20 protein-coding genes and 1 tRNA gene are annotated in these 25,466 nt (G+C 56.9%); 14 read left to right on the forward strand and 7 right to left on the reverse strand.

Annotation, left to right across the window (positions count from 1 at the left end):
- The first annotated feature begins 360 nt into the window (after positions 1-360).
- Complete coding sequence (locus M9Q49_RS18390; RefSeq protein ID WP_254510286.1) at positions 361-2,877, forward strand: recombinase family protein; 2,517 nt, start codon at positions 361-363, stop codon at positions 2,875-2,877.
- Between the two features lie 58 nt (positions 2,878-2,935).
- Here the strand turns inward: M9Q49_RS18390 and M9Q49_RS18395 are convergent, their stop codons facing one another.
- From M9Q49_RS18395 to M9Q49_RS36125, 6 genes are all read right to left on the reverse strand, one after another.
- Positions 2,936-3,256: a hypothetical protein gene (locus M9Q49_RS18395; protein WP_254510287.1), complete on the reverse strand. Its 321-nt coding sequence runs from the start codon at positions 3,254-3,256 to the stop codon at positions 2,936-2,938.
- A 36-nt stretch (positions 3,257-3,292) separates the two neighbouring features.
- A complete protein-coding gene (locus M9Q49_RS18400) occupies positions 3,293-4,021 on the reverse strand; it encodes a M48 family metallopeptidase (RefSeq protein WP_254510288.1) in 729 nt (242 codons plus the stop codon).
- Positions 4,011-7,097 (reverse strand): type I restriction endonuclease subunit R, encoded by a 3,087-nt coding sequence (locus M9Q49_RS18405; protein ID WP_254510289.1) that lies wholly within the window; start codon positions 7,095-7,097, stop codon positions 4,011-4,013. The genes M9Q49_RS18400 and M9Q49_RS18405 overlap by 11 nt, the downstream gene beginning before the upstream one ends.
- A gap of 15 nt (positions 7,098-7,112) precedes the next feature.
- Complete coding sequence (locus M9Q49_RS18410) at positions 7,113-8,891, reverse strand: restriction endonuclease subunit S (protein WP_254510290.1); 1,779 nt, start codon at positions 8,889-8,891, stop codon at positions 7,113-7,115.
- Positions 8,888-11,356, reverse strand: coding sequence for a type I restriction-modification system subunit M (locus M9Q49_RS18415; RefSeq protein WP_254510291.1), 2,469 nt, complete (start codon positions 11,354-11,356; stop codon positions 8,888-8,890). The genes M9Q49_RS18410 and M9Q49_RS18415 overlap by 4 nt, the downstream gene beginning before the upstream one ends.
- 145 nt (positions 11,357-11,501) lie before the next feature.
- Positions 11,502-12,074 carry an MltR family transcriptional regulator gene (locus M9Q49_RS36125; protein ID WP_390844328.1) on the reverse strand — a complete coding sequence of 191 codons (573 nt, stop codon included), beginning with the start codon at positions 12,072-12,074 and terminating at the stop codon, positions 11,502-11,504.
- A 707-nt stretch (positions 12,075-12,781) separates the two neighbouring features.
- Here M9Q49_RS36125 and M9Q49_RS18425 point away from each other — a divergent pair.
- The 7 genes from M9Q49_RS18425 to M9Q49_RS18455 all read left to right on the forward strand — a co-directional run bounded on the left by M9Q49_RS18425 (position 12,782) and on the right by M9Q49_RS18455 (position 16,743).
- Positions 12,782-13,513, forward strand: coding sequence for a hypothetical protein (locus M9Q49_RS18425; RefSeq protein WP_254510293.1), 732 nt, complete (start codon positions 12,782-12,784; stop codon positions 13,511-13,513).
- Positions 13,514-13,646: 133 nt separating this feature from the next.
- Entirely contained in the window at positions 13,647-14,087 is a 441-nt protein-coding gene (locus tag M9Q49_RS18430) for a hypothetical protein (RefSeq protein WP_254510294.1), read from the forward strand.
- Positions 14,084-14,344, forward strand: coding sequence for a hypothetical protein (locus M9Q49_RS18435; protein WP_254510295.1), 261 nt, complete (start codon positions 14,084-14,086; stop codon positions 14,342-14,344). The genes M9Q49_RS18430 and M9Q49_RS18435 overlap by 4 nt, the downstream gene beginning before the upstream one ends.
- Positions 14,325-14,534: a hypothetical protein gene (locus M9Q49_RS18440; protein WP_254510296.1), complete on the forward strand. Its 210-nt coding sequence runs from the start codon at positions 14,325-14,327 to the stop codon at positions 14,532-14,534. Before M9Q49_RS18435 ends, M9Q49_RS18440 begins: the two co-directional genes overlap by 20 nt.
- 128 nt (positions 14,535-14,662) lie before the next feature.
- Positions 14,663-15,148, forward strand: a complete 486-nt coding sequence (locus M9Q49_RS18445; protein ID WP_254510297.1) for a hypothetical protein — start codon at positions 14,663-14,665, stop codon at positions 15,146-15,148.
- Positions 15,149-15,230: 82 nt separating this feature from the next.
- A complete protein-coding gene (locus M9Q49_RS18450; RefSeq protein ID WP_254510298.1) occupies positions 15,231-15,527 on the forward strand; it encodes a hypothetical protein in 297 nt (98 codons plus the stop codon).
- Positions 15,528-15,594: 67 nt separating this feature from the next.
- The gene (locus M9Q49_RS18455) at positions 15,595-16,743 is read left to right on the forward strand and encodes a tyrosine-type recombinase/integrase (protein WP_254510299.1); all 1,149 of its coding nucleotides are present in this window, start codon (positions 15,595-15,597) and stop codon (positions 16,741-16,743) included.
- A gap of 251 nt (positions 16,744-16,994) precedes the next feature.
- Here M9Q49_RS18455 and M9Q49_RS18460 read toward each other — a convergent pair.
- A tRNA-Ser gene (locus tag M9Q49_RS18460) sits at positions 16,995-17,083 on the reverse strand.
- A 322-nt stretch (positions 17,084-17,405) separates the two neighbouring features.
- Between M9Q49_RS18460 and M9Q49_RS18465 the strand changes: the two genes are divergently transcribed.
- The 6 genes from M9Q49_RS18465 to M9Q49_RS18490 all read left to right on the forward strand — a co-directional run bounded on the left by M9Q49_RS18465 (position 17,406) and on the right by M9Q49_RS18490 (position 25,460).
- Complete coding sequence (locus M9Q49_RS18465) at positions 17,406-18,992, forward strand: M28 family peptidase (RefSeq protein ID WP_254510300.1); 1,587 nt, start codon at positions 17,406-17,408, stop codon at positions 18,990-18,992.
- Positions 18,993-19,502: 510 nt separating this feature from the next.
- On the forward strand, positions 19,503-20,603 hold the full coding sequence (locus M9Q49_RS18470) for a hypothetical protein (RefSeq protein WP_254510301.1): 1,101 nt from the start codon (positions 19,503-19,505) through the stop codon (positions 20,601-20,603).
- Positions 20,604-20,745: 142 nt separating this feature from the next.
- Positions 20,746-21,801: a prenyltransferase/squalene oxidase repeat-containing protein gene (locus tag M9Q49_RS18475; protein ID WP_254510302.1), complete on the forward strand. Its 1,056-nt coding sequence runs from the start codon at positions 20,746-20,748 to the stop codon at positions 21,799-21,801.
- 230 nt (positions 21,802-22,031) lie between these two features.
- Positions 22,032-22,754 (forward strand): 16S rRNA (guanine(527)-N(7))-methyltransferase RsmG, encoded by a 723-nt coding sequence (gene rsmG, locus M9Q49_RS18480; RefSeq protein ID WP_254510303.1) that lies wholly within the window; start codon positions 22,032-22,034, stop codon positions 22,752-22,754.
- A gap of 203 nt (positions 22,755-22,957) precedes the next feature.
- Positions 22,958-24,478: a hypothetical protein gene (locus M9Q49_RS18485; protein WP_254510304.1), complete on the forward strand. Its 1,521-nt coding sequence runs from the start codon at positions 22,958-22,960 to the stop codon at positions 24,476-24,478.
- A 109-nt stretch (positions 24,479-24,587) separates the two neighbouring features.
- Positions 24,588-25,460 carry a dienelactone hydrolase family protein gene (locus M9Q49_RS18490; RefSeq protein WP_254510305.1) on the forward strand — a complete coding sequence of 291 codons (873 nt, stop codon included), beginning with the start codon at positions 24,588-24,590 and terminating at the stop codon, positions 25,458-25,460.
- Positions 25,461-25,466 lie beyond the last annotated feature (6 nt).

Below are 25,466 nucleotides of genomic sequence, written 5' to 3' on the forward strand. Positions count from 1 at the left end.
CCGGAGGTTTGGCAGGCCGAAGCGAAAGAGAGAGATGAACCAGCAAGAACTCTCCGATTTTGTCACAGTCTCGTCACAGTTTACTGTGACGAAAAAACCGGCTGTTCCGAAACCATTGCAAAGCAATGAGTTAGAAACAGCCGGTTCCGTGAAACGGAGAGGACAGGATTCTATCCTGCCATTTTTCGCAACCTCGGCTCACAGCAAGGTTTGGCACTTAACCTCAGCGACAGTCGCAATTTAGCGTCTGCCGCTCACTCCCGTTCATTCCCAGTTATTCCCACTCATGCAGGACAGCAACCGGGACAAAACCGGGACAAATTTCCGATCGCAACTTACGCAATACTATTTTCACTCGCGATGCTCGCCAGTGCTTTGGCAGGCGGACCGCCTGCTGGTGATTCCGATGAGGCGGAAGCGGATCGGCGGCCACGTCGCCGCAAGCAAAAGGATCGTGCGTCTCGCGGACTTCCAGATCGTGCTGCGGCAATGGCCCTTGCTGAGGCATATATGGAAATTCAAGGCCGGCTATTCCCTAAGTTGGTGCAGTTGGGTGTGATTCCTCGCAAATCTAAAGCTGAAGTCGAGCGTTTAGCAACGGCCTTTGAGCAGCGGTTTTTAAAAGCGGATGTTCAGCCCGAAGCTCTCTTGCTCCACAGCCGACATTGGGAGCAATTGGCAGCTTGCTACTTGCGGTATTCGTGCGACAAATCGAATCCGAGGTCACTGGTTCAACAGCTGAAGTTGACTCTCGAACGTGCCGCTGCGAATAAGCACTTCATCCCTTGGCAATTCGTCTTCGCCGATGCTGCCGTAACCGGAACAACCGCAGACAGGCACGGGTACGAACTGGCAAATTTGCAGATGGCTTCCACCGCAGCAGATTCACCAGTTGTGCTATACATCGACGAGATTGGCCGTGCTAGTCGTGATATGGTCGAGGCCCTGCGCCTTGGCCGAATGATCGACGCGATGGGCAAACGCCTAGTTGGGGTCAGCGATGGATTCGACAGCGATCACCAAATGTGGAAGTTCGTTTTGTCAATCTTTGCTGCTCTGCAAGAGTGGTTCATCGACCAGCTGAAACCCAAAGTAAAGCGGGGCATGCGTGATGCTCACCGGCAGGGAACAAATTTGCGGCCAGCTGCCGTTGGCTACAAGTTAGTCCCTGCAGTCGACGCCACTGGAAGCCCCATATTCGGCAAGGACGGCGTGCGATCGAAGATGCTTGCCGTCGACGAGAAAACTATGCCGTACATCCAGTTGGCATTCAATCTCTACGTCACCCAGAACTGGAGCCTGGGGCGTATTGCTCGACACTTGAATGACCTCGCGGTCATCGGATGCACTTGGGACAGCAGCCGCGTGCGGCAACTTCTGGGGCGCTACAAATACGCGGGAATTGATGTCGAAGACATGACCTACCGCGCCGAACAACTTGACGAAAAAGGACGTAAGAAATATGTGATCAAGAGAAACCCACGGGAGAAATGGAAGGTCCGGCGCGCCCGCAACCTGCAAATCATCCCATGGTCGGTATGGAAGGCCGCACAGCGGCGGCTGGAGCTCGCGAAGAACGCATACTCCAAGTCATCCAGTCGTACGACGCGACGGGATGAAGTTAATGCGACCACACTCGTCCGGCCACTATGTGGTGGTTGTAAGAAACCCCTGTGGCTCGGCCGGGCCGGCAAACACGCGAGCTTTACCTGCACTGATGCACGGGATGGCAAAAACGGTTGCACGTTTCGGGGCTACAAGACGGTGAGGCACGTCGAGAACGCCGTTGTGAACTACGTGCTCAACAAAGTGCTCACTCCAACGCGGGTGAATGAGCTCGTCGAACGTGCAAACCAATATCTGATCGAGCAATCGGAGGCACCTCGAGTCGATACAACGGCTTGGGAGACCGAAATTGCAAAATTGTCGGCAGGGTGCAAGCGACTTGCCAAGGTACTGGCCAATGAAGACGACGATCAGAAAATGGGCGCAGTTGTTGCTAAGCTACGGCAGGATGAACGCCGCCTCGCGGAACTTCGGGCTATGGCGCGGGACGCTAAACGATCTAGCGACATACCTGCCCGGCTGTGCACAACGCAGGTGCTGGAACTCATCAAGGATGTCTCCACACTCCTCCAAAGTGAAGTGCAAATTGCAGCACCGCTTCTGCGCCAGCTGACGGGGCCCATAACCCTTCTGCAGGAGAAGCAAGAGGGCAAGTCTAAGCCTGCCTGGTTTGCCTGCTTCACCTACAATCTGCTGCCTGTGCTGCTGCAAATCTCGCGGAATGGCAATTGTCCAACTACGAGCACTCTGGAGTACCTGACTACTCATGGTTGGACAAACGCAGAATCCGCGAAATTCCCGCTCGACGTAGAGCGAAAGGCAGACGTTATCGCTGCCAAAGTCGCGGAGCTGGTGGCCGAAGGCCACAGCACTGATACGATCGCAGCGGTGCTCGGCGTCAGCTCGCAGGTCGTCCAGGAAGCCCGCACGGGCCGGAAACGTGCTCGAGGCCCCCGTGGCAAAACGGCTGGTGAGACTGCGAAAGCGCCGCGCACAACCTTTCACGATCTCGTTGCGCCGCTCAAAGCACTTCTCGTTAAAGAGCCGGGCACGTCGATTTCGGAGGCGGCGCGGCGCCTCGGGTATTGCGAGGCAACCGTGCGTTGCGCGTATGACGCCGCCTTTCCCGAAGTGATCGAGAAGGCCCGCGTGGACGGCGCTCCACCGCAACGAAGCAATCGCTCGCGGCTCAGCAAGCAGGAGATCGAGCGCGTCAAGGAGTTATTGAGAAAAGGCGTGCCGATCTACGAGATCGAAGCGGAAATTGGTTGCAGCCGGCAAACCGTCTATCGGATCAAGTCGAAGATGTAAATCTCGGGCACGAGCCGGGCACCGTTGGCCAACCAAGGGTGCCTGGCCGATTCCCCGGTCATTCCGGCGAGGCAGCGTCGCCGACGTTTTCAACGACTTCGTCTTTCCCGGGCCTGCGAATGCGACCTTCGACCACGGCGATCCGTTGCTGCTTGGTGTAAACGCATAGATTAACCGCGGTGCGCTTGCCATCGGAAGTCGAACGGTTGTAGCCGTTCAAGTGACCCAATAGTTGCCCCAAGCTCAGGTGAAGCTTGAGTGCCTCTTCAAAGCTGAGGATCACGTTTATTGCCTTTGGCGTCGCCTCTGGCAGCGCCGGGCTGAAGTGGTCAACGTACGAAGTGCCAAAAGTAGTCTTTCGCTTTACGTTTGATGCCATTTGTCGTCCTCCTAAGGGATGCTTTGGTGCCTTGACTCAGTAACGCCAATCCTCATGTGCTAGCGGAGCACGATTCAGTTCGTCGCGGTGAACTCGCCAATGAGGCAATTGTTCATCCATAATCGCGCGAAACCGGTCGTTGTGGTGGCGTTCCAGGAGATGAACCATTTCGTGGACAAGAATGAACTCGAGGCACGCCTGCGGCTTCTTCACGAGCTCGAGGTTCACCCATATTCGCCGCGCCTCGATATTGCATGTCCCCCAGCGCGTTTTCATTTTCTTGATGCGGACCTCGTCAATCGTCACGCCGAGCCGGGGCTGCCACTTGGCAACGAGGTCTGGCAGCTGCTCCCGCAAACGCTGGCGGTACCAACGCTGTAAAACCGCATCTCTTGTCGACTGGTCGGAACCTGCGCGTGTCCGCAGCACCAAGGTCGTGTTGTTCAGGACCTCGACCGACGAAGGACCCTCATGTTCGACCACGTCGAGAAGGTAGCGGCTGCCCTGGAAAAAATGGCTTTCGCCGGTCACGACTTCACGTTGCGACTGCCGATCCTGATGCTGAAAGCTCTGCTGCTGGCGCCGAATCCAACCCAAACGCGACACGACGGCAAGCCGAATTGCATCGTCATCGAGATGCAGCGGCGCCGCCACCCGCACGCGGCCCGCAGGCGGATATACACCGACGTGCAGGTTCTTAATGTCCTTGCGGAGAACCTCAACCGGAATGTCGCGCACTTCGATGACTTGTCGTTCAGTAGTCACGCTGGCTCTCAGCAATCTTGTAGATAGCATCCACGACTCCGTCGTCGTCGCCGAGGACGGCCTTAATCGCGTTTCGCACTTCGATCCGTTTAGCCCTCATGCCACGCCAGTCGTCCTTCTTCACACTGCGAATAGCCGTGTCGACTTGAATGGCCAACTGCTCGTTGCGGCCGAGGTTGTCAAAAAGTGCTTGCCTCGCGGCGGAATTAATAGTCCCTGGATAAGTTGACCGGACGGGGCGTTTCACCTGCTTAGTGAGATCAACTACTTTTGCCAGGTAAACCTTGTAGTCCAACGCCTCTTTCTTGCGTTGCAGAATGAGGGCGTCGAGTAACTCGGACATCTTCTCGTAGTACTTCGGATTTACGGCCATCTCATCGATGATGAGCCGGCGGACATTGTTCTCAATCGTTTCGGCCATTGCTTCGGGGTTCTTTCGTATCCCCTCCGGCAAGGCGTCGAGCGCTGCCTCACCGCGTTCGACGATCAATTCCACGAGCGACATGTCGTCGAACGCCGAAACCTTTTCGCTCTCCTCGGCACGTATATACGTGTCGAGCAAGTGTCGCATGGCCGGCTCGTACATTTTCATGTCGATGTAGTCGCCGCTTGCGAGCTTCACTTCTTCGCGGACTTTTTCGTAATGCCCGACTTCGTCCTTAATTTCTCGAGCCTGCGCTTCTGAGTAGCCTGCCTCAGCCATTTCGTTGGCCAGGTTGGCATACGCCCGCACAAGGGCCGCGACCAGCTTGTAGAGTGCGACACGTTTCGGCTCGTTGTCCTTCAGTTGTTCAGCGTCACCACTGGCCATGGCGCAGAAGAATCGGACATAGGCTGCCGTATCGCGAGGCGGCTCCACCGGCTCACACAATGCCCTGATCGACTCCAGCAGTTCCGCCAAACGCTCCTTGCCCTTTTCGAGTCTATCCTTCAAGAGTCCAGCAACGTCATCTGCGTCGTAGTTTTCAAATGCTTCGCCGGTGTAGTCCTTGATCGACTTCTCAAGCGACTTGAACAGATCCTTATAGTCGACAACGTAGCCGTATTCCTTGTCTTCGCCATCGAGGCGGTTGACCCGACAGATGGCTTGAAAAAGGCCGTGATCGTGCATTTTTTTGTCGATGTACAAGTACGTCGCGGGCGGAGCGTCGAAACCAGTGAGCAACTTGTCCACCACGATCAGCAACTTCATCTGGCCAGGTTCGTCGATGAACCGCTTCTTCACTTCCTGCTCGAACGTCTCGACCTTGTGCATCGCCGCATCTTCCGGCTCGTTAAAATGAGCGGCAAGCATCTTCCGGTAGATGTCGTATTGCCTGAGCCTCTCTGTAAGTCCTTCGCCCGTCTCTTCGCCTTTAATGTCAGCCGGCGAAGGCTTGTAGGACGTGACAATTGCGCACTTTCCGCCGAGGCCCTTGTTTTGAAACATCTCGAAAAATCGGCAGGCGGAATAGATGCTTCCTGAAACCAAGAGTGCGTTTCCGTATCCGCTCTTGAGCCGGTCGCGCGTCTCCATGTCGAGCAAGATGTCCGCGACAATTTTTTCCAGACGGTCCTGCGAGCTGAGCACTTTCTGCATCGTGCCCCAGCGCTGTTTGAGCTGCGCCTTGGCCAAGTCGGAGAGCCCCCTGGTCTTGATCTCAAACCACTGATCGATCTTTGCCTGCGAGGTGATGTTCTGATCGATGTCGCGAGCTTCATACCTTAGATCGAGCACCACGCCGTCGCGAACCGCTTCGTGGTATTTGTAAGTATGGATATACGGGCCAAAGACCTCGATGCTCTTTTGCTTGTCCTTCTTCAAGAGTGGCGTGCCCGTGAAGCCGATCAGCATCGCCCCCGGCAACAGTGTCTTCATCGCCTCATGAAGTTTGCCAGATTGCGTGCGATGGCATTCGTCCACGAAGACGAAGACATCTCCCTTGGCGTGAAACCCTTTGGGCAGACTTTTCTTGATGTCTTCGACATAGGCCTCAATGTCCTTGTCACTGAGTTCCTCGCCGGCGCCGAACTTGTGGATAAGCGAGCAGATCAGCCATTCCTCGCTGGCGTTCAGTACACGTACTAGATCGCTTCCGCTTTTGGTCCGGTAGATGCTCTCACTGACACCCTTAAAGACCTTCTCGATCTGCTCGTCGAGTTCTGTCCGATCGGTAATCAGCAAGACTCGTGCATCCGCGACGTGTTCACGAATCCACTTCGCGAGCCAGACCATCGTCAGGCTTTTGCCGCTACCTTGCGTATGCCAGATAATTCCGCCTTCGCGCCGCCTAACATGATCCTGAGCTTCGCGGATGCCAAAGTATTGATTGTGCCGGCAGGTCTTTTTCGTCCCGGCGTCGAAAACAATGAAGTCGTGGACGATCTCCAGCAGGCGGTCCTTGCTGCAAACTTGTCCTAGCTCGCGTAATAGAGGATTGTCGCCGGCGCCCGGGTGGGCCACGTCCTCTCGCCAACGAAGATAATATTTTTCCGGCGTCTCAGTGACCCCATAACGAAGACCCTCGGTTTCGTTGCCGGCCAACACGAGCTGCACAGTCGCATAAAACGGCCGGATGAACTCTCTTTTCTGACTATCAAGGTTCTGCCGGATGCCTTCCGTGACTGACACGATGGAACGCTTCAGCTCCAGCACGCCCAGCGCAATGCCATTGACGTACAGCACGACGTCGGGCCGCTTGCTATGTTCGCCGGCGATGGTGACCTCTTCCGCCACGCCGAAGTCGTTGTTGCGGGTTGTCTTCCAGTCGACCAGCCAAACGGTGACGTTCTGCTCGCCGACATCCGGTTTCACCTTCACGCCGTAACGTAGCAGGCTGTGCATTTCGCGGTTGGCGTCGTAAAGCGTTTTGCTGCCCGCGAGCGTTTTTGCCTTGCTGATTTCATGCAGCACCTTGGCGATGACCTTTTCCGTGTGGCCCTGACGCTTCAGCCAATCGGAAAGTCGGCCTTCCTCTACATTGCAATTGCCATCGCGGTCCTTCCAGTAGCCCAAGTAGTCATATTTCAAGGCTTCGAGGAAGAAGTTAACCACTCGCTTGTGGGTCTTGGCTTCGCGCTCGCCGACGGTGCTCATAGTGCTCGCTCCGCATTAGCCGAACAGCTTCCGGCAGGTTTCGATCGCCGTGGCAATATTGGAATCTGCAAAGACGGTCCGGTCTAGCTTCGCCCGCCACTCGGCATTGCCCTGGATCACCTGTTTGACTCCGCTGACATCAATGGGCTTGCCGGCGACGCGCAGTTCTTCCGCGGCCATGTCCACTGTGGCCAGCAATTCCAGGTCATCGTTCTTCTTGTAGCGAAAGTTAGTCAACAACCACTGGAGCGCCGCCGAGCCGTACCACTTTTCAAAATACGCTTCTGCCTGGGTAATGTTCTCGCCAGCGACGAAACCGCCATGGACGCCTGATTGGTGCTCTCGCACGTAGCTGTTTTTCAGAGCAATCTTTTCCGCACCGCCGTATTTGGTCTGTGGGTTGTACGGACCGGCAGCCATTTTCAGATACCCCTCTACCTGCTGCTCGGAGTGGCGATGCAGCAAGTACGAGAGCTTCGTGTATCGCTTCCGCCCGAGCGGAAACTGCTCGCTGCCGAAGTGCTTAGCCAATACGGAGATGACGACGGCCTCGTTGATCTGCTTGTTGTGCCCCTTCGCGGTCTTGGCGTTGGTTGCCTGCTCTTTCCGCTTCATCAGGCGAATGCGGCCGGTTAGTAGCTGCTGCATCATGCCCTGCCTAATTCGCTTCGCCTTGTCGCTACGGCGCTCCAATGATTCGATCTCGGCTTCCATGTCGGATAGGACCACCGCGATGGCATCCTGCTCGTTAGTCGGAGGAAGTAGGACTTCTACTTGCGCTAAGTTTCGGGCACTGATATGCACCACTGCGTCGCCCTGCGCGAGTCGCGCCTTCTGTCGCGCAACCGACGGGTGATTCATCAGGTGGCCGAGATACAGTGAGTTGTGCCCCTGGGGCGATAGCACCACAATGTCGCCGCCGGCATAGGCCGTCTGTTCTCCGAGATAAGCTGCACAGCGTCCGATCTCTTCTGCCGTCTCGCCGGAGCCCGCAAACAGCAGATCTCCGGTTTTGATGGGCAGAGATTGTTGTGCGACTTGATTCGGGATTCTGGACGACGGCACAATCACATAGTCGCGGTAACGGGTGTAGAGTTCGCCATAGCGAACGCATGGAACGCCTTCATCGGTCACATCGTCTCGCTTAATTCCGCGCCCCTTCGAGAACTCACCTATCTCTCCAAGCTGCATCACTTCCCACTTGCCGATGAAGCCCGGCAGGCGGATTTTGCCGGTGAGGAGTTGCTGCATCGCGGCCAGCTTCATGTCGCGCTTCTTCCGAGTTAGCGCCTCCAACGCCCCGATCAACCGGTCGACATCCGCCAAAGCCTCCGCGATGGCGGGTTGCTCGTCGCTGCATGTCGGAATTGGCAGTTGCTGATTGAGAACGTCTGAGCGAGACAATCCAGGAATCAGCCCTGTCGCGGCGGCCTTGAACTGCGTAGCATTCTGCAATAACGAGTAGAACAAGAACACTGCATTCCAAGTCAACGGCCGAATGGCCATTAGCTGCCTGCTGATGCAATACTCCCTATCAGCGACAATAAGTGTACCTGCCCCCGAACCCTTTACCGTTACCAATATGTCGCCCGCCCGACATATCGTCGTTGGCTTCGTCGTGAACTTCGTCTGCTGAATCCGCCCGTCCGGAAAATCTGCCGGCCCCGTCAAATACGGAGTACCTACTCCATGCGTATTGCAATGGCGCGCCAAGACATGATGGCCCGAAAATAGCTCGATGTCGTCCCCGACTGGCCTAGACTCCCATTTGTCGAGACTTGTATTCGGTTTCATACCCACACCAATCCCATATTCGTTAGGTGGGTCTGAACTTTCCGACCGAAGTCTTTGGCCTCCATTTCTAAATCGGGCAGCCGTTTGGTATAGCGCGATTCCAGGTCCCGAACCCGACCAGTAAGCCTCTGCGTTAGCCGTTGAACCTCGTCGTTGATGGCCGCTTCGATGCTGACGAGCCATTTATCTTCGACGACCAACGCCTTGATCTCGGCTTCCGAGAGCTTTGCGTATTTCGCCAGCACCTGCTTGTCGAGTTTGTCCTGTGCTTCCTTGACCGCCTTTTTGATGAGCGACTCCGTATCGAGCAGCTTGCCGCACATTTCCAACGCCTTGTGTTCCTCAGCGAACTCCGGATCGTCGCCGATCGCCTTGAGCCGAGCGTTCACGTTCGTCTTGGTCGCCTTGCCCTTGTCGTTAACGGCGTCTTCAAGCAGGCCTTCCTCACCGGTGTGCTCTTCGACGAACTCTTCCAACATGCGGGTGGCTTCTTCGAGCTTCGATTGAGCGTCGTCGATCGCCGCCTGCTCCGCCGCAAAGTAGCGGGCGACGATGACCGCGGGCGGAATTAGATCCATCTTGTACTTCTTGCGTTTCTTCTGCGGACCGATGACCAAGTCAGGCGTCTCCGTGATCTTCCGTTCTTTGTCGTCAATGGCTGCCCGCGGCTGCGCGGCTTCCACCCAGCCGTCCGCGGCAATGAGGTAAACGTCGTCCTGCATCACTTCGGCCCAGTAATCCGTGAGCCGCTGATAGACGTCGTACCGACTCAGCAGCGGCACATCGGCGAAGCGTGCGAGCAAATCTTCCGACAGCGTATGAATCACCTGCTTGGGAAGATCGTCGATCTTGATGCTCTTGAGCAACGGCTGATGGGCTTTCCGCCACTTGCGAACAATCTCGGTGATCGTGCCGGAATACTCTTGGAACTCTTCGTGAGCGAGTATTGCCGCCTTCACTTGCTGCGTTTCGACGCGAGGCTCGCTGTAGCCTTTGCGACCGTTGGTCTTAAACAACGCCTTGCGGAGCGAGGGGAAGTTTTTCCAGTAGGCCTCCAGGCCGTCGATATCGCGGTTGGGGATTCCGCCATTGAGGTGGGCATCGAGGTCGTGCAGGTCTTCCTGTTCGGTCGAGTCGATGTAGCGGGGAATGTTGAGGTTGTACTCGTTGGCAGGATTGGCGATCTCGCTCACCGGCACCATGCGAGCGTAGTTCGGCAGTTCGCGCTGGTGGTTGAACACGTCCACGATCTTATGGATGTCCTGGGCGCGGAGGCGGTTCTTGTTGCCCTCTTTGATGTAGCCCTTGGACGCATCGATCATGAAAATGCCGGTGCGGGCGTTAGCGTGCTCCTTGTCGATTACGATGATGCAGGCCGGGATGCCGGTGCCGTAAAACAGGTTCGGCGGCATGCCGATGACGCCCTTGATCAAACCGCGCTGGATGAGGTTGCGGCGAATGTCGGCTTCCTTGTTGCCGCGGAACAGCACGCCGTGCGGCAGAATGATCGCACCTTTGCCCTTGCTCTTGAGCGACTTGATCAGGTGCAGCAGAAAGGCGTAGTCGCCGTTCTTGATTGGCGGCATGCCGTACTCGAAGCGTTCGAACTCATCGTTTGCCGGGTTGAGTCCGTTGGACCAAGCCTTGGATGAGAAAGGTGGATTGCTTACGGCAAAATCGAATGACTTCAGACTGCCGTCTTTGTTCTTGAAGTGTGGATCAGCAAGTGTGTTGCCGCGCCACAAATCGGCCGTAGGATGGCCATGCAAGTGCATGTTCATCCTGGCGAGCGACCATGTGGCGTTATCCATTTCCTGGCCATAGATCGCCAAGTTGCTCGCGCCCGACTCGTCTGCGGCTTTGATAAGCAGGGACCCCGATCCGCAGGTCGGGTCGTATGCTGTTGGGTCCCTAAGCTTCGAAGCATGTTCGATGCCGATGACCTTCGCCATAATTCGAGAGACTTCGGCAGGGGTATAGAACTGCCCCTTGCTTTTGCCCGATTCGGTAGCGAAGTGACGCATCAGGTATTCATAGGCATCGCCGAGTAGATCATCGCCCTCGGCACGGTTGGCGCGAAAGTCGAGCCCGTCGAAAATTGCGACCAGCTTCGACAGCTTATCTTGCATGTCCTTGCCGCGGCCGAGCTTATCTTCGTCGTTGAAGTCGGGGGCCCGGCCGGGCATCAGGAAGTCCAGATCGTTCGCCTTGGCAAGGGCGCCAATGACCTTGTTGATCTTGTCGCCAATCTCTTTATCGCCCTTGAGCTTCACCATGTCGGCGAAGCTGCCGCCGCGTGGCACCTCGATCACGGCGTCCTTCTTGCCGGCGTATTTGTCCGACACGTATTTCATGAACAGCAGCGTGAGGACGTAGTCTTTGTACTGCGAGGCATCCATGCCACCGCGGAGTTCATCGCAGCTTTGCCAGAGCGAGCTATAGAGTTGCGTCTTCTTTAGAGCCATTGAACCGCTTACCTGCTCGACCTGGGTTTTACCGCCCGCCGATGCCGCCGTCGGATGCGCTGCAAACAAAAGTTCGGCATTCTAGCGAATGTCAGCCGGTTAAAACAGCTTGCCGATCATGACCGGCGGTTGCGGATCAGATTAATCAGACTTCGCGCCGCATCGAGCGTCTCGCCGATCTCGCCACAGACACGATCCCGCTCAGATGGCCAACAAGGCGATTAACGCCGACGTTGAACAGCTCCCTGGGAGCGGCACCAGCTGGAGGTTCCATGTACGTTTTCCGATGCCATTGAAGAGAGCGTGCCCAGCCTTTGATGGGCTCTTCATCGAAGGACGCAATCAGATCATGGGCGAATCGGTTTCTGATCTTGCCCACCAGCCGCAAATCGTCGCGCACCATTTTGCCGATGAGGCCAAGGCAGTAAAGCGTTCGGATCCGATTCCCATACGACCCCAGGGGTTGGTCGTACTGGAGCAGCGCGTCAACCTCTTTCTCATCGTCAACCAGGAAGTTACGGACGATGTGCTCGAGCTGCGTATCCAAAAACGAGGCACCGACGATGACCATCGCGCGATCATTCGATTCTTGTGCGAACAGTCTCGAAAATTCGACCAGTGCCATTTCGAGGTTGAAGTGACGATCAAGATCTTTCCCGACGATTAGCGGAAAAATTGAATTGTCCTGGTCTCGATCGAACTCGCTTGGAAGTGACATCGCGGATTTCTGACTGGGTTAGTTGGGCGTACGAATAACGATCGACCAGCGAGCCGCCAATGACTTCTCAAGATCGTCAAAGTAGCTGGTCAGCCTCGCGGCCAGAATGATTGGTCGAGGAGTGCTTTGGTAGACCGACAAGTTTTACCTGATGAAGATCGTGAGCGGCGGGCACTTGCCGCTCAGGTTGGAACAACGATTCGGCCACGGTTTAGACCGCTGACTTCCAAAGAGGAGAGGATTTTAACCTCGCACAGCGCGCTAACAAGCGCATTGCCGCCGACAATTTCGTCATCGGCATGTTTACTCATCTGTGACGAAAGGTGTCACTTCGCACCGCAGTCGCCGTGCGTTTGCGAGCAAGGCAAGGCCGGACTAGAATCCGGACCTAGGCAGCGCAACTGCCTGTAACTAACAGTTTGCCAGGAGATCGAAACAAACCACGCCGAACAATCGGCGAAATGACTACATCGAACGATGCGTGAGCATCGAGATCTGCTTCCCACAAATACCGCCAACTGAGCCTTCGGGCTCAGCATTAGACGAAGCAGCGCTTGTGCCACGCCCCGCGAGGGGCGCTGGCCTAGTGCTGTTCGTCTGGCCCCTTGGCGGGGGTCGTGGGAGCAGGCTGGGTTCAGCGTCCTTTTTCGTTGACTGGACGCGAACTCTACCTCCGCTTTCCCATTCCGCCCAAGGAGGCACTTCGCATGAAGAAATCGTATTATCGCCTGTTTGCAACCCTGTTCTTTTGCATTTCCGCTATGCACTCAGGGTGCAGTTGCACGTCAACCAATTCCCCATCCCCAAGCCAACCTTCCGCGTTGAGCAAGGAGGAATTAAAGAACCAAGCTCTCGTTGTGGGCACTCTGGAGCAATTCCGATCGCGGACCGCCGGCGTTCTCTTGACTGCTGTCGACGCCGTTCTAACATCACCGCCCAAGACTGATTGGAAGGAGCTCGTCGGTTCGATCGATGGTGCCAAGAAGCTCACCGAGTTGCCCAAACACGACATGGTAACTGTGACTTTCGTGTTACTCGCCGAAATCCGAGACATCAGAGCTGAGAGCAACGACCGTTACTCTAGCTCACAACTTGAAAAGCTATTTGATGATCTCTTGGTGCTGCGAACATTCCAAATCGGTAACGATGTTGCTGCGGATGAAAAGGATGCCAAACGCGAGGTTGAGCGGTTGCTTTACCGGGAGTTTCGCGACGTAGACTTCGAGATTCGGGAAGAATACGCTTGGTCATCATCAGTCCGAAAGATCGAGTTGAAACTTAGAATGATCTGTTACTTGGCCGAGGTCTCCGGCGCGAGCAAGGAGTTGCTCAAGACCCTAGTTACGGATGGCTACCGTGACTGCCAGAGCAAAGGGCTTTCCCCTGAGTTCGGGCTCGACGCAACAATCAGTGCCTTGATCTTCCGCGCGACAAAATGAGATCACCCGTGCTGGTAATGTCGCTTTTCCTGACGCTGGAACAGATTAACCTGCTTCCGCGTCCCCGCCTTACCCTTCGAGAGCAATCTCACTATTCATTACTTACAGGAGGATTCTTCACAAGGAACATGAAATGTCAGACAGTTTGTTGACGCTGCCCGAGCAGCTGCGGTTCATCCACGAGCAGATCACGGCGGGGAGGCTCGCAGCTGATTCACTCATCCCGGCGATCAACTCCGAGTTGAGCCGGATGCACGAGGCCGGCATCGTGGCGCCGGCAATTTTTGTCGGCAACGTTGTTCTCCGCCGCAGCTATTATCCGAACCAGGGACCGGACGATTCCGGCCAACTCGTCGTCGCCGTTCTCAATATCCCCGGTGGCCTGGGTGCCTGCTATTTCGACTGCGACGAGTTTCTGCACGTCGAATCGGACATTCGTGAGCTCTCGAATGTCGCCAGCGCCAAGGTGATTTCCTACGCTGATCTGGATTCCCATGCGAAGGCATGCCTGCTGAACCAAGTCGGTCCGCTAATTTCAGCGTTCATCGCCACCATCGACATTGCCCTGAGATGAGCAAACTCAAGTCGAAGGGCAAAATTAAGGCAGAGTCGGTTGCGTCTGACGTGGCCGGCTCCGCTCCTTCCCATCCAGATTCCGCAAATGTTACTCCTGTAGAGCAGCAAGCAATTGACGGTTTTCTGGATCTTCTTGCGCGGCTGATCGCCAAAGCGCACTTCACTCGCGAGCTAAATCTAGCGAACAGCCCGGAAGTGGGCACTACTGGTAAGGAAATTAAGGAGATAAAGGGAAATGAAGGAATTGCGCAGTGACGCCGCCATCGAACGGCTTGATAGCTTGGTGCGGCGGCTCCGGGGCCATGTTTGCGAGTCATTCGTGATCCTCGAAGAACTCGAGCACTTTCGTGAAACGCAGGCAGCATTGCCATCGGAACACCAGCAGGTTCACGGGCGTACCTTCCCAGGGGAGGCGTCGAATGGGTGGATTGCCGCTGGCTTCTGAGTGACGCCGTGCTCGGCGTCCACAACTAGCGGGCAGGATGCGAACCCTGCCCGGTTCGTCGCACGCCCGGTTTCCCGTGCGTGTGACGATGTACATTACCATTCTCCACACAAGCAAGAGATCTGAAAATGGCCACGGATTACTACAACCTGCTGATCATCAACGAGCGCACGCAGGCAGATTTGCGAAAACTACGCTATTGCATTGAGCACCGTCTGGTTCCGGAGACAATCGAGTCGCGTGTAGTCGATGATGCACGGGGTCAGCCCCGTGAGTTCGACCTGCTGACGTCCACGCTTCTGGTCGCCGTCGTGCGATTGATCGAGGCGGGAGTCAAACGGGATCATGTTGCTTGGATCATGAACCACATTCGGTCGAACCCCGGCCCGCGGAAAAGTAAGTTGCATACCTCGCTTGCAGCGGACGCAACGATTCACGGCAAGGGCGGTAAGGTACTGACGGGCGACGGCAGCCACATGAGGTGGATTATCGGCGATTACGACTCAGGATGGATGAAGTTCAAAAGCAAAGCCGTCCCTGCATCCGAGTTTCAGCCGCTGATCGAGATTTCGATCGATCTCGGTCGTATCTGCAAGCAGATATTGGGGCAGTAACCCCGGGTAGCATCGCAAGGTTTGTTCCTACTTGTAGGAAAAAACCACTGGATCCGTTACTACTTGTAGGTATAATGCTCGTGTGAGAGCTGTTATTCCGGAAGCAGTGGAGATCGAAATGAAGCGAAAGCGGAACCGCAAGCCGATGCCGAAGTTGACTCAGGACGAAATCAATTCGACATTTGGTTCAGCTCGTGGAATACTCCAGACGCATGAACTGGCCGAATTGCTCGGCCTGAAAGTGCGTACCATCTACGAGTGGGTAGCGCGTGATTATCTCGAAGGCACCTACCAAACTCGCGGCAAGTACCATTTTTTCTGGCGCGATCGCGTCATCAAGAAGCTCTTCAACGGTACGGAATGGCAGACGCCATCCTAGAGCTTGTTTACTCGCAGCTGCGCAGCGGCTCCCTTAATTACTGCAAAGGTGAGAACGATGAACGCAAATGTCCAACAAAGGAGACCGGCTGCTAGTCGGTGAACGGGTCAAGATCTACAAGCGGGGCCGCAAGCAAACATGGACGGCCTGCTTCTACTGGGGCGGAAAACACCACCGGGTGTCGCTCAGGACAAGGAACGAGAAAGCTGCTCGCAGACAAGCAGTCGCCCTCGAAGCCGAACTCATCGAAGGTGAATACAGGCCTTCTCGCCAGGTTACGAAAGAGGCTTTGCCGCTCGTAACGGTTGCGCAAGCCAAGGATGAATATCTTGCATTCAAGCGGAGCGGGAAGTTCCGGAAGAAGTCACAGGACAAGTACACCTCCGCCATCCGCGAGTTTCAGATGTTCTGCGACGGAATCGGGACGAAGCACATCGCGGATGTCACCCTTCGGATCTTTGATCGCTATCGGGCTAAACGATCGGCGGAGCGAGCTGAAAAGACGGTTCATACCGAGCTCGTAATCCTCAAGGGCTTTTTCAAATGGTGCGCCGAGCGCAAGTTGGTCACCGAGGATCCGCTTGCCAACGAAACATTTGTAAAGCCGAGGTCTAAGCCAAAGGGCTCGCCTGACTTGATGCAAGTGAATCAAGTCCTTAGCCAGTTCACCGGTCCGCGACTCGTCGCGTTGAGCATCTTGGCATTCACAGGAATGCGGGCCGGCGAGTGCCAGCGTCTCCGATATGACCTCGGCGACGTTGATCTCGATGGCAACTGGATACACATTGTTTCTCGCGAGGGCGAGGACAAGACGAAGTCCGGCGATTCGTGGAAAGTGCCGATCCATCCGCGACTCAAAAAGTTGCTTGAAATAATTCCGAAGAGCAAACGGACTTGGTTTCTAAACGCGCCGCCGAGTCGGCAGTACCCAAATGGCGATCACCGCCACAACATGAAGCACCTGACCGAAGCGTTTGAGGAAGCACTCGGGAAACTCGATATCCCGGCGGGCCGCAAGAACAACGGGTTTGTGCTGCACAGTCTTCGTGCGTTTTTCAAGACGCACTGTGTGAACGAAGGAATCCCAAGAGAAGTCGTTGACGCGTGGCAGAACCACAAGGACGGACGCCGGGAAACGGCGAGCGACCGCTACTACCGCTTAAGCGATGAAGAATCTCAGAAGCAAATGAAGAAAGTCCCCTTCGGGGACGGCTAAGCCGGCGGCCAAAGTGCCGGCATTTTTCGTTTGGAGAAGTTAGATGGTAATTCGTTTCTGGGCGAGCGGCCTAATTGCCGCCGCCCTTGTTGTCGGCATAGTATCGCCGACTCGCAGCGCAAGTAACCGTGGCGCTAATCATCCCGAGGTCAGCGACCGGGACAAAACCGGGACAAGTCAGTGGTCCCAAAACAGCCGAAGCTCGCAAGGCGTTGCTTCACAACACGTTGCGAGCTTCAACAAGTCGCTAGCGGAGAGGACAGGATTCGAACCTGCGGTACGGTTTGACCCGTACACCGGTTTAGCAAACCGGCGCTTTCGACCACTCAGCCACCTCTCCAGGTGGGTATCTGTCTATAACGCCCGACAAACGAACTCAGACGGTTAGACTCTACTCTATCGGCATCGCAACTCGGCTTCCCAAATCGTTTTGGGAATTGAACCCACTCTAATCAGTGCTGCACCCGGTTGCGTTTGCCTGCTGGGTAATTTTTACTGAACTTGCCGTCGACTGCAAGCCGTGCGGGTTACTCCAGCGGTGCGGAATTTGTCATTCTCTGCTCACGGCGGTTCCGAAAATTCGACGAGCAACGGTTGTTCCGCACCACATTCCGCTTGTTGGCCCGGCTCAACCTCCGTTCCCCCACGGCAAAGGCCCCGCGATGAAGTTCCTCACTAGCTCGAAGACACTCCGTGGCTGGCAAAGGTTCGCCGTGGGCGCTCTCGCATGCAGCGCGCTCGGATTTGTGCCGTCGCTCGCCTCCAAAGCCGAAGAAGTCACCGCCAAGGCCGCGGCTCTGGCAGCGGCCGACACCATCACCAAGGATGAGCTCAAGGGCTTTGTCGATGTCCTCGCCGACGACACCTTTGAAGGCCGCGAAGCCGGCAGCCGTGGCGGCCAGGCAGCGGGAAATTATCTCGCCAAAGAATTGAGCGAGTTGAAACTGTCGCCGGCCGGCGATCGGGGGAGCTTCTTTCAAGGCTTTCAAGGAAGCTCACGCAACATTCTGGGAATGATGGAAGGGAGCGACGAAAAGCTGAAGAATGAAGTCATCATCTTCGGCGCTCACTACGACCATGTCGGTTACGGCCGGCCCGGCAATAGCTACGGTCCGTTTGGATACATCCACAACGGCGCCGATGACAACGCCAGCGGCGTGTCGGGGTTGCTCGAAGTCGCCGAAGGAGTGAATCATCTGCCTGTGCGGCCGCGGCGCAGCATTCTGTTTGCGCTGTGGGACGGCGAAGAAGCTGGGCTGATTGGATCGCGGTTTTGGCTCTCCACGCCGACCATCGATCTGCAGCGCGTAAAGCTCAAGATCAATGCCGACATGATCGGCCGGCTGCGAAACAACACGGTCGAGATCTACGGCTCGCGCACTTCGCCTGGCTTGCGGCGGATCATCAGCGAGCAGAATCAGCACGTCGGGCTGAACGTCGATTTCACCTGGAAAATGAAGGAAGACAGCGACCACTGGCCCTTCTTTGCCCGCAGCATTCCGGCCCTCATGTTCCACACCGGTTTGCACGACAACTATCACCGCCCCAGCGACGACGCCCATCTGATCAACGTCGAAGGGATCCGCGAAGTCAGCCGGCTGATGACCCTCACGCTCATCGAGCTCGCCAATGCCGATACCATCGCGCCGTTTCGTGAAGCTTCGAAGCGTGAATCGCCCGAAGTGCAAACGCAGCGAGAACGCCCCGTGCAGCCAAGCCCGCCGCGGTTCGGCGTGAGCTGGCGAATCGTCGAAGGAAGCGCGCCGGTCGTGACCTCGATCACCGCCGGTTCGCAAGCCGATCGGGCTGGTCTGAAAATGGGCGACAAGCTTCATTCGTTCCAAGGCCAGCCGATTCCCGAAGAAAAGCTCTTCCGTCAGCAAATGCTGGCTGCCGAAGGGGAATGCACGTTCGAAATCACTCGCGCCGGAACAGCCGAGCCGCTGACGATCAAAGTCACGCCCATCGGCAACCCGATTCGCGTCGGCATGACCTGGCGTGAAGACGACGGCGAACCCGGCGTGATGCTGGTGACGCAAATCATCCCCGGCTCGGCCGCGGATGTCGGCGGCTTGAAACTCCGCGACCGCGTCTACTCACTGAACGATCACACGTTCGAAACCGGCAAGGATTTTTCCGGACTGCTGTCGACCGCCGAAGCGCCGCTGACGTTCCTCATCGAACGCGCCGGCAAGTTGCAAACGCTCAAGGTGCAGCCCCTCGCCAGCAATCCTCCACCGGCACAGTAGGCTTTCACAACAGTTGTTGCGCCGCCGAAAACAACCGCAACCTGTTTCGGCGAAACGCCTTGCGCCAAACACGTCCAAAAAGCTCACAACAGTCGTCTGTGCTTCGGGTGATCCGGATTTCGTGGCAAAGCCTTGCCAGCCAACAACTTCCGCGCAACATCCGGGAAATTGCACAACAACAACTAACAATAGACTTACAACAACACCCATAAATCATCCACAACTAATCGGTAACTAGTCTCTAAAATCCGAAAATTTCTGGATTATCTCGGAAGCATTCTCACGCCGGGCAAGCGCTAACTGACTTCCGCCTCAAACGGCAGGACCGCCTGAATTTTAGGAACAATCCGGACAACTCCGGTCATCGCCTCAAACTAGCTGCTGACCGGAAATCGTTGCCGCCCAATCCTTTCCATTGACCTGCGCCGATGGGCCGCTGATAATGGGGCCATTGTTGCGGGCTCCGCCAGATCACCGCGGTCTTCGTTCGCGCACTAGGAGATGGTTCTCATGGGATTGTCGCGTGTTTCTCGCCGACAGGTGCTGGCTGGTGCATCGGGGTTGGCGGGTCTGTCGTTGCTGAGTGGTCATCGGTTGTTGAGCCAGGAACAGGCCAAGCCGGAAGAGAAGCCGGCCGAAGAGGTCAAGTCGTTCAACGAGTTCACTCCGCAGAGCGAAAAAGCCGTTCGCCGCGGTGAAGAGTTTCTGATGAAGACCATGCACCGCGATGGCGGTTGCGGTGTCGATGTTGGCCAACCGCAAGACATCGGCTGCTCGGCGATGGTCGGCCTGGCACTCATGGCCCAAGGCAACACGCCAGTCGAAGGCCCGCGCAGTCGCGAAGTGCAACGGCTGGTCTCGTACATTCTCCGCGCCGCCGAGGTGATGCCGAACGACGACATCACTTCGCAAAACGGCACGCAGTTGCAAAATAAAATCGGCCGTCACGCGCACAGCTTTTTCGCCGCTCTCTTCCTGGCCGAAGTCATCGGTGAAGGTTGGGACACCGAACCCGTGCGCGATGGCTTGAAGAAGATCATCACGGCCATCATCGGCACGCAAACTCCGGAAGGTCACTGGGGCAATCAATCGTGGGCGCCAACGCTCGGCACGGTGATGGGCTGGGTCGCGCTGCGGGCCTCGCACTACGCGGGCATGAAGGTCGGCAGTTCGCCCGAGCTCACGGCCAAGCACTTGGTTCAACAGATGAGCACCTCGCTCAATCAGAACCAAGGCAGCTGGATGCACACGCTCTATAAAAATGCGACCGGCATTCGCGTGTTGTACGCCCTCGGCATGGAAAACGAAGACGTTGCCAAGAAAGCGTTCAAGGACGTTGAACAGCTAGTGAACAAAGACAACACGGCGTTCTCGCAAGCCGGCGGCGAAGAGTACCTCGCCTTTCATCTCATCACCGAGACGATGCTGCAAAAGGGCGGCAAAGACTGGGCGACCTGGTTCCCCACCATTCGCGAAAAGATCCTGGCCGTGCAAAACGCCGACGGAAGCTGGACGGGCCATCACTGCATCACCAGTCGCACCTTCTGCACGGCAGCGGCGATCTTGGTGCTGACGTCGCCCAATCGATACCTGCCAATCTCGCAGGCCTAATTAGCCGATAGATGTAGGCCGGAACAAGTGTACTCACGCAGTTCCGGCAGAACTGCAGACCAATGTCGCGCGGCAAATCATGCCGGAATAGCGCGGAGTACCGCCTGTTACGGCCTACTTGAAGCTACCAAAGAAAACGCTCTTGAACCAAATTTCCGCCGATCGAACTGCCGCCATCGACCGCGGTCTGGCCTGGCTGCTCAAGCAACAAGCAGCCGATGGCGGCTGGCACTCGCAAGCCTACGGCCAGCTCAAAGGTGGCGCTGCGGTTACGTCACTCGTGCTCGAGTTGCTTAGTCAGTTTCCCGTTGCCACGGCCAAGATGCACGAGCCGGTCATCGAGCGCGCGTTCCGCTTCTTGGGAACCGGCCTAGAGAAAAAGAAGACCATCGCCGCACCCGATGGCTCACTCGATTTTCCGACCTACGGCTGCGCGCTAATCCTAACTGCCTCGGCGCAATTGGCCGAGAAGATCGGCTTCAAGTTCAAATCGCCGCAACTTCTGCGCGACTATCTATTCGGCGCGCAGCTGCTCGAGCCCCGCGGTTTCACGCCCGATCAAGCCAGCTACGGCGGCTGGGATTTTCTCGGCGCGGGCGATGCGATGGGCATCACTACCGGCACGAACGTATCCGTGGTCGCGCACATTCTGGAAGCGCTGAGCCTCGACAGATCGGCCGCCGCCGACAAGGCTCGCGCCGCGGCCAAAGGTTGGGTTGCTCGTTGCCAACAACCCGACGGCGGCTTTGCTTTCACGCCCGAGCCGATGTCGCTCAACAACAAAGCCGAGTTCGCCGACGAAGCCCGCGCGCGGCCGCGCTCCTACGGCAGTGCGACCGTCGACGGAGTGCGCTGCTTACTGGCATTGGGACAAACTGCCGAAAACGACGACGTCAAACAGGCCGTCGCCTGGCTCAGCAAACGGCCCGTTCTCGATGTGGTCCCCGGCTTTGAAGACCTGCCTGCCGAAACCGATTGGCGTCGCGGTCTGCGGTTTTACTACTACTCCGGCCTGTCTGCGATTTTGCCGCAACTGCCCCAAGCCGATCGTCCCGGCCGGCAGCAAGGGATCGAAAAAATACTCCTGAAAGAACAGCAAGCCGACGGCCGCTGGCAAAACGAATCCGACCGGATGCGCGAAAACGATCCGCTGATCGCCACGGCATTTGCTTTGAGCGCTTTGCTCCGCAACGTCTAGCACTCGATTAATCCCTCTCCTCGGTACGCCAGGGAAAGGGCCGGGGGGCTAACTTGCAACCTCGCCCAATTCTGCGTCAATCCCGCTTCACCCCTCACCCTAACCCTCTCCCCGGAGTACCGAGGAGAGGGAACAGGCATCATTTGGCGGGACGGCCTTACGAAAGGGGGGCTGCAACGTCATATTAAATGCGTACTTCCCTCTCGATCGCTAACTCAAAGATTTGCCGCGTGACTGACGAGCCCATTCCAGATACCAGCGCCCCTGCCGAACCCGCGCCGAAGACGCCGCCGTTCGATCCCTATCCCAACGACACGCTGCCGGCTGCGCTCGCTCGTCACAAAATCGAGCTCCCCGCCGATCGGGTCGAAGTGCTCGATCGCTACTGCAAGTTGCTCTGGGATTGGAATGAGAAGATCAATCTGACGCGGCACACGACGTACGAAAAGTTCGTCACGCGCGACCTGGTCGACACGCTGCAGCTCGCCAGCCTCGTTCATCCCCAGGAAGAAATTCTCGACGTCGGCAGCGGTGGCGGTGTGCCGGGCCTGACGCTCGCAATCATTCGCCCCGACCTGGAAGTGACGCTGAGCGATACTGTCGGCAAGAAGGCGCGCGTACTCGAAGACCTGGTGAAGAAACTGAAGCTTCACGTGCCGGTTTTCAATGCTCGCACCGAAACACTGCTCGACGATACGCGTTGGGACGCGCTCACGATTCGCGCCGTCGGCCCGCTCGCCGAGCTGCTCACTTGGTTCCGGCCGCACTGGGCTTCGATCAATCGGCTGCTGGTGATCAAAGGGCCGAAGTGGAAAGAAGAACAAGCCGAAGCCAGCCGTCGCGCGCTCTTGCGCGAATTGGAATTGAAAGTCGGCGCCGAGTATCCGCTGGCCGGCACGGAATCGAACAGCGTGATTCTGAAGATCTGGCATCAAGGCAATCGCGAACGCTAGTCGTAGGCGAGTCACTCCGTGACTCGCAACACACGTTTGGCAAGTGCAGGCAGCACTGCGCAATCACCTTCGCAAAATTAATGTTCCGAGTCACAGCGAGGCGTGCCTCCTCAGATTGTTGCGCGCTGCTGCAAGTCCTAGACTGAACTAATCGCGCACGGATTAGCGCCTCTCCATCCCGGGCAGCAACGGAGCTACCTCTCATGGCCGGTTCATTCTCGCGTCGTAACTTCTTGCAATCGGCCTCCGCCGCTGGCTCCTTCGGTTTGCTCGGCAGCAGTTGGCTCGCTCAACTTCCGGCGGTTTCCGCAGAAGAAACCAAGCCCAATCCCCATTCGGTGCAGTTCACTTCCGACATCGAACCGATCGTGCAGCTGCTCGAGAACACTTCGCAGGACAAGGTTCTGGAAGAAGTTGCCAGCCGCATCAAAAAGGGTACGGTCAACTATCAACAGGTGGTGACCGCGCTGCAGCTCGCCGGCATTCGCAATGTGCAGCCACGACCCGCGGTTGGTTTCAAGTTTCATGCAGTGCTCGTCGTCAACAGCGCGCACCTGGCCAGCCTGGCATCGCCCGATGAGCATCGCTGGCTGCCGATTTTCTGGGCCATCGATTCCTTCAAGTCGTCGCAAGCCAAGGACGTGACCGAAGGGAACTGGACCATGCCGCCAGTGAAGGACGGCAAGCTTCCGGCGCCGCACGAAGCTCGCGAACAGCTGGTGCAGTCGCTCGACAAATGGGACGAAGAACCCGCCGATATCGCCGCCGCCGTCTTTGCCCGCACGGCGAGTGCTGGTGAGATTTTTGAAGTGCTGAGCCGATATGCTTCGCGCGATTTTCGGGCGATCGGCCACAAGATTATTTATGTCGCGAACGCCTTTCGCGCGCTCGAAGTAATGGGCTGGCAACACGCCGAGCCGGTGGTTCGCTCGCTGGTCTACGCGATGCTGAATTTCGAAGGAGATAAGAATCCTGCCGAGAACGACTACGATGCCGATCGGCCTTATCGCGAGAATCAAAAACGGATCGGAGCGATTCGGATGGATTGGCAGGATGGCAAAGTCGACGAAGGCGCAACCAAGGAACTGCTCGCGACGTTCCGCAAAGCGAAGCCGGGCGAATGTTGCGAAGTGGTCGTACAGATGCTCAATCAAGGCGTCAGCCCACAATCGATTTGGGACGGCATGTTTGTGTGCGGCGGCGAACTGCTGATGCGGCAGCCCGGCATCGTCGGATTGCACACACTCACGACCAGCAACGCCATGCATTACGCCTACCAGCGGGCTCAGCTCGACGAAACGCGTCGGCTGCTCCTGCTGCAGAACGCCGCTTTTCTGCCGATGTTTCGCGATGCGATGGTTCGCCGCGGCAAGCTTTCGGATGCCGAGCTTCTCAAGCTCGAGCCAGCCGAAAAAAGCTCGGCCAATCTGGATGACATTTTCGCCAAGGTCAGCAGCGATCGCGACGCCGCGGCGCGAGCGACACTCGCCTACGCACAAGACTCCAGCAACGCTGACGAGTTCATTCGCCGGGCTCGGCTGCTCGTTTTCCTCAAGGGGCGCGACGCGCACGATTACAAATTCAGCTCGGCCGTCATCGAAGACTATCGTCACATCTCACCTGCCTGGCGGGATCACTTCCTGGCCGCGAGCGTCTACAATCTGCGCGGCAGCAGCGATCGCGACAGTGGCGTGCTGAAGCGAACACAACAAGCGCTGTCGTGATGTTTCGATCGTAGTAGGGTGGGTCGAACGGTACTCCGTAAGGCCCACCACATTCACGGTGGGCCTCGCGAGTACGCTCGACCCATCCTACCTTTCACAGGAATTTTCCATGCATCCCGAAATCATCAACTTCCTCCCCAAGCTCGACTTCACCCGCCGCGGCTTTGTGGTGACATCGCTCGCAACCGGTTTCGCACTCGCCGTGCAACCGGTTTCGGCAGAAACCATCACCACGAACACCGATGGCCTCGAAGCGGGCGAAGTGAAAATCACAACCGCCGATGGCGAAATGCCCGCCTATCGCGCGATGCCAGCGAAGGGTGAAAACTTTCCGGTCGTCCTCGTCGTGCAAGAAATCTTCGGCGTGCATGAGCACATCAAGGACATTTGCCGCCGCTTCGCCAAGCTCGGCTATCTGGCCATCGCGCCGGAACTTTACGCGCGGCAAGGCGATGTTTCGAAGCTGACCGATTTTCAGGAGATCTTGAAGATCGTTCGCACCGTGCCCGATTCGCAAGTGATGAGCGATCTCGATGCGACCGTTGCCTGGGCAAAAAAGTCGGGCAAGGGAAACACCGACAAGCTCGCCGTCACCGGCTTTTGCTGGGGCGGCCGCATCGTGTGGCTGTATTCGGCGCACAACAAAAACCTGAAGGCCGGCGTGGCCTGGTACGGTCGCATCGTCGGCGACAAGAGCGACCTGCAGCCGAAGTACCCGCTCGACATCGTGGCCGATCTGAACGCGCCGGTCCTCGGCCTGTACGGCGGCGATGACATGGGCATTCCGAACGACACCGTCGAAAAGATGCAAGCCGCGCTGAAGGAAGCCAAGAAGCCGTCGGAAATTCATCTCTATCCGAAGACGCCGCACGGCTTCCACGCTGACTATCGCCCCAGCTATCGCAAGGAAGAAGCCGAAGACGGCTGGAAGCGGCTGCAGGCTTGGTTCAAGCAGCACGGGGTAGCCCCCGCAACAAACTAGTCGCTC

It is taken from the genome of Anatilimnocola floriformis (assembly GCF_024256385.1).
GTDB classification, from domain to species: Bacteria; Planctomycetota; Planctomycetia; order Pirellulales; family Pirellulaceae; genus Anatilimnocola; species Anatilimnocola floriformis.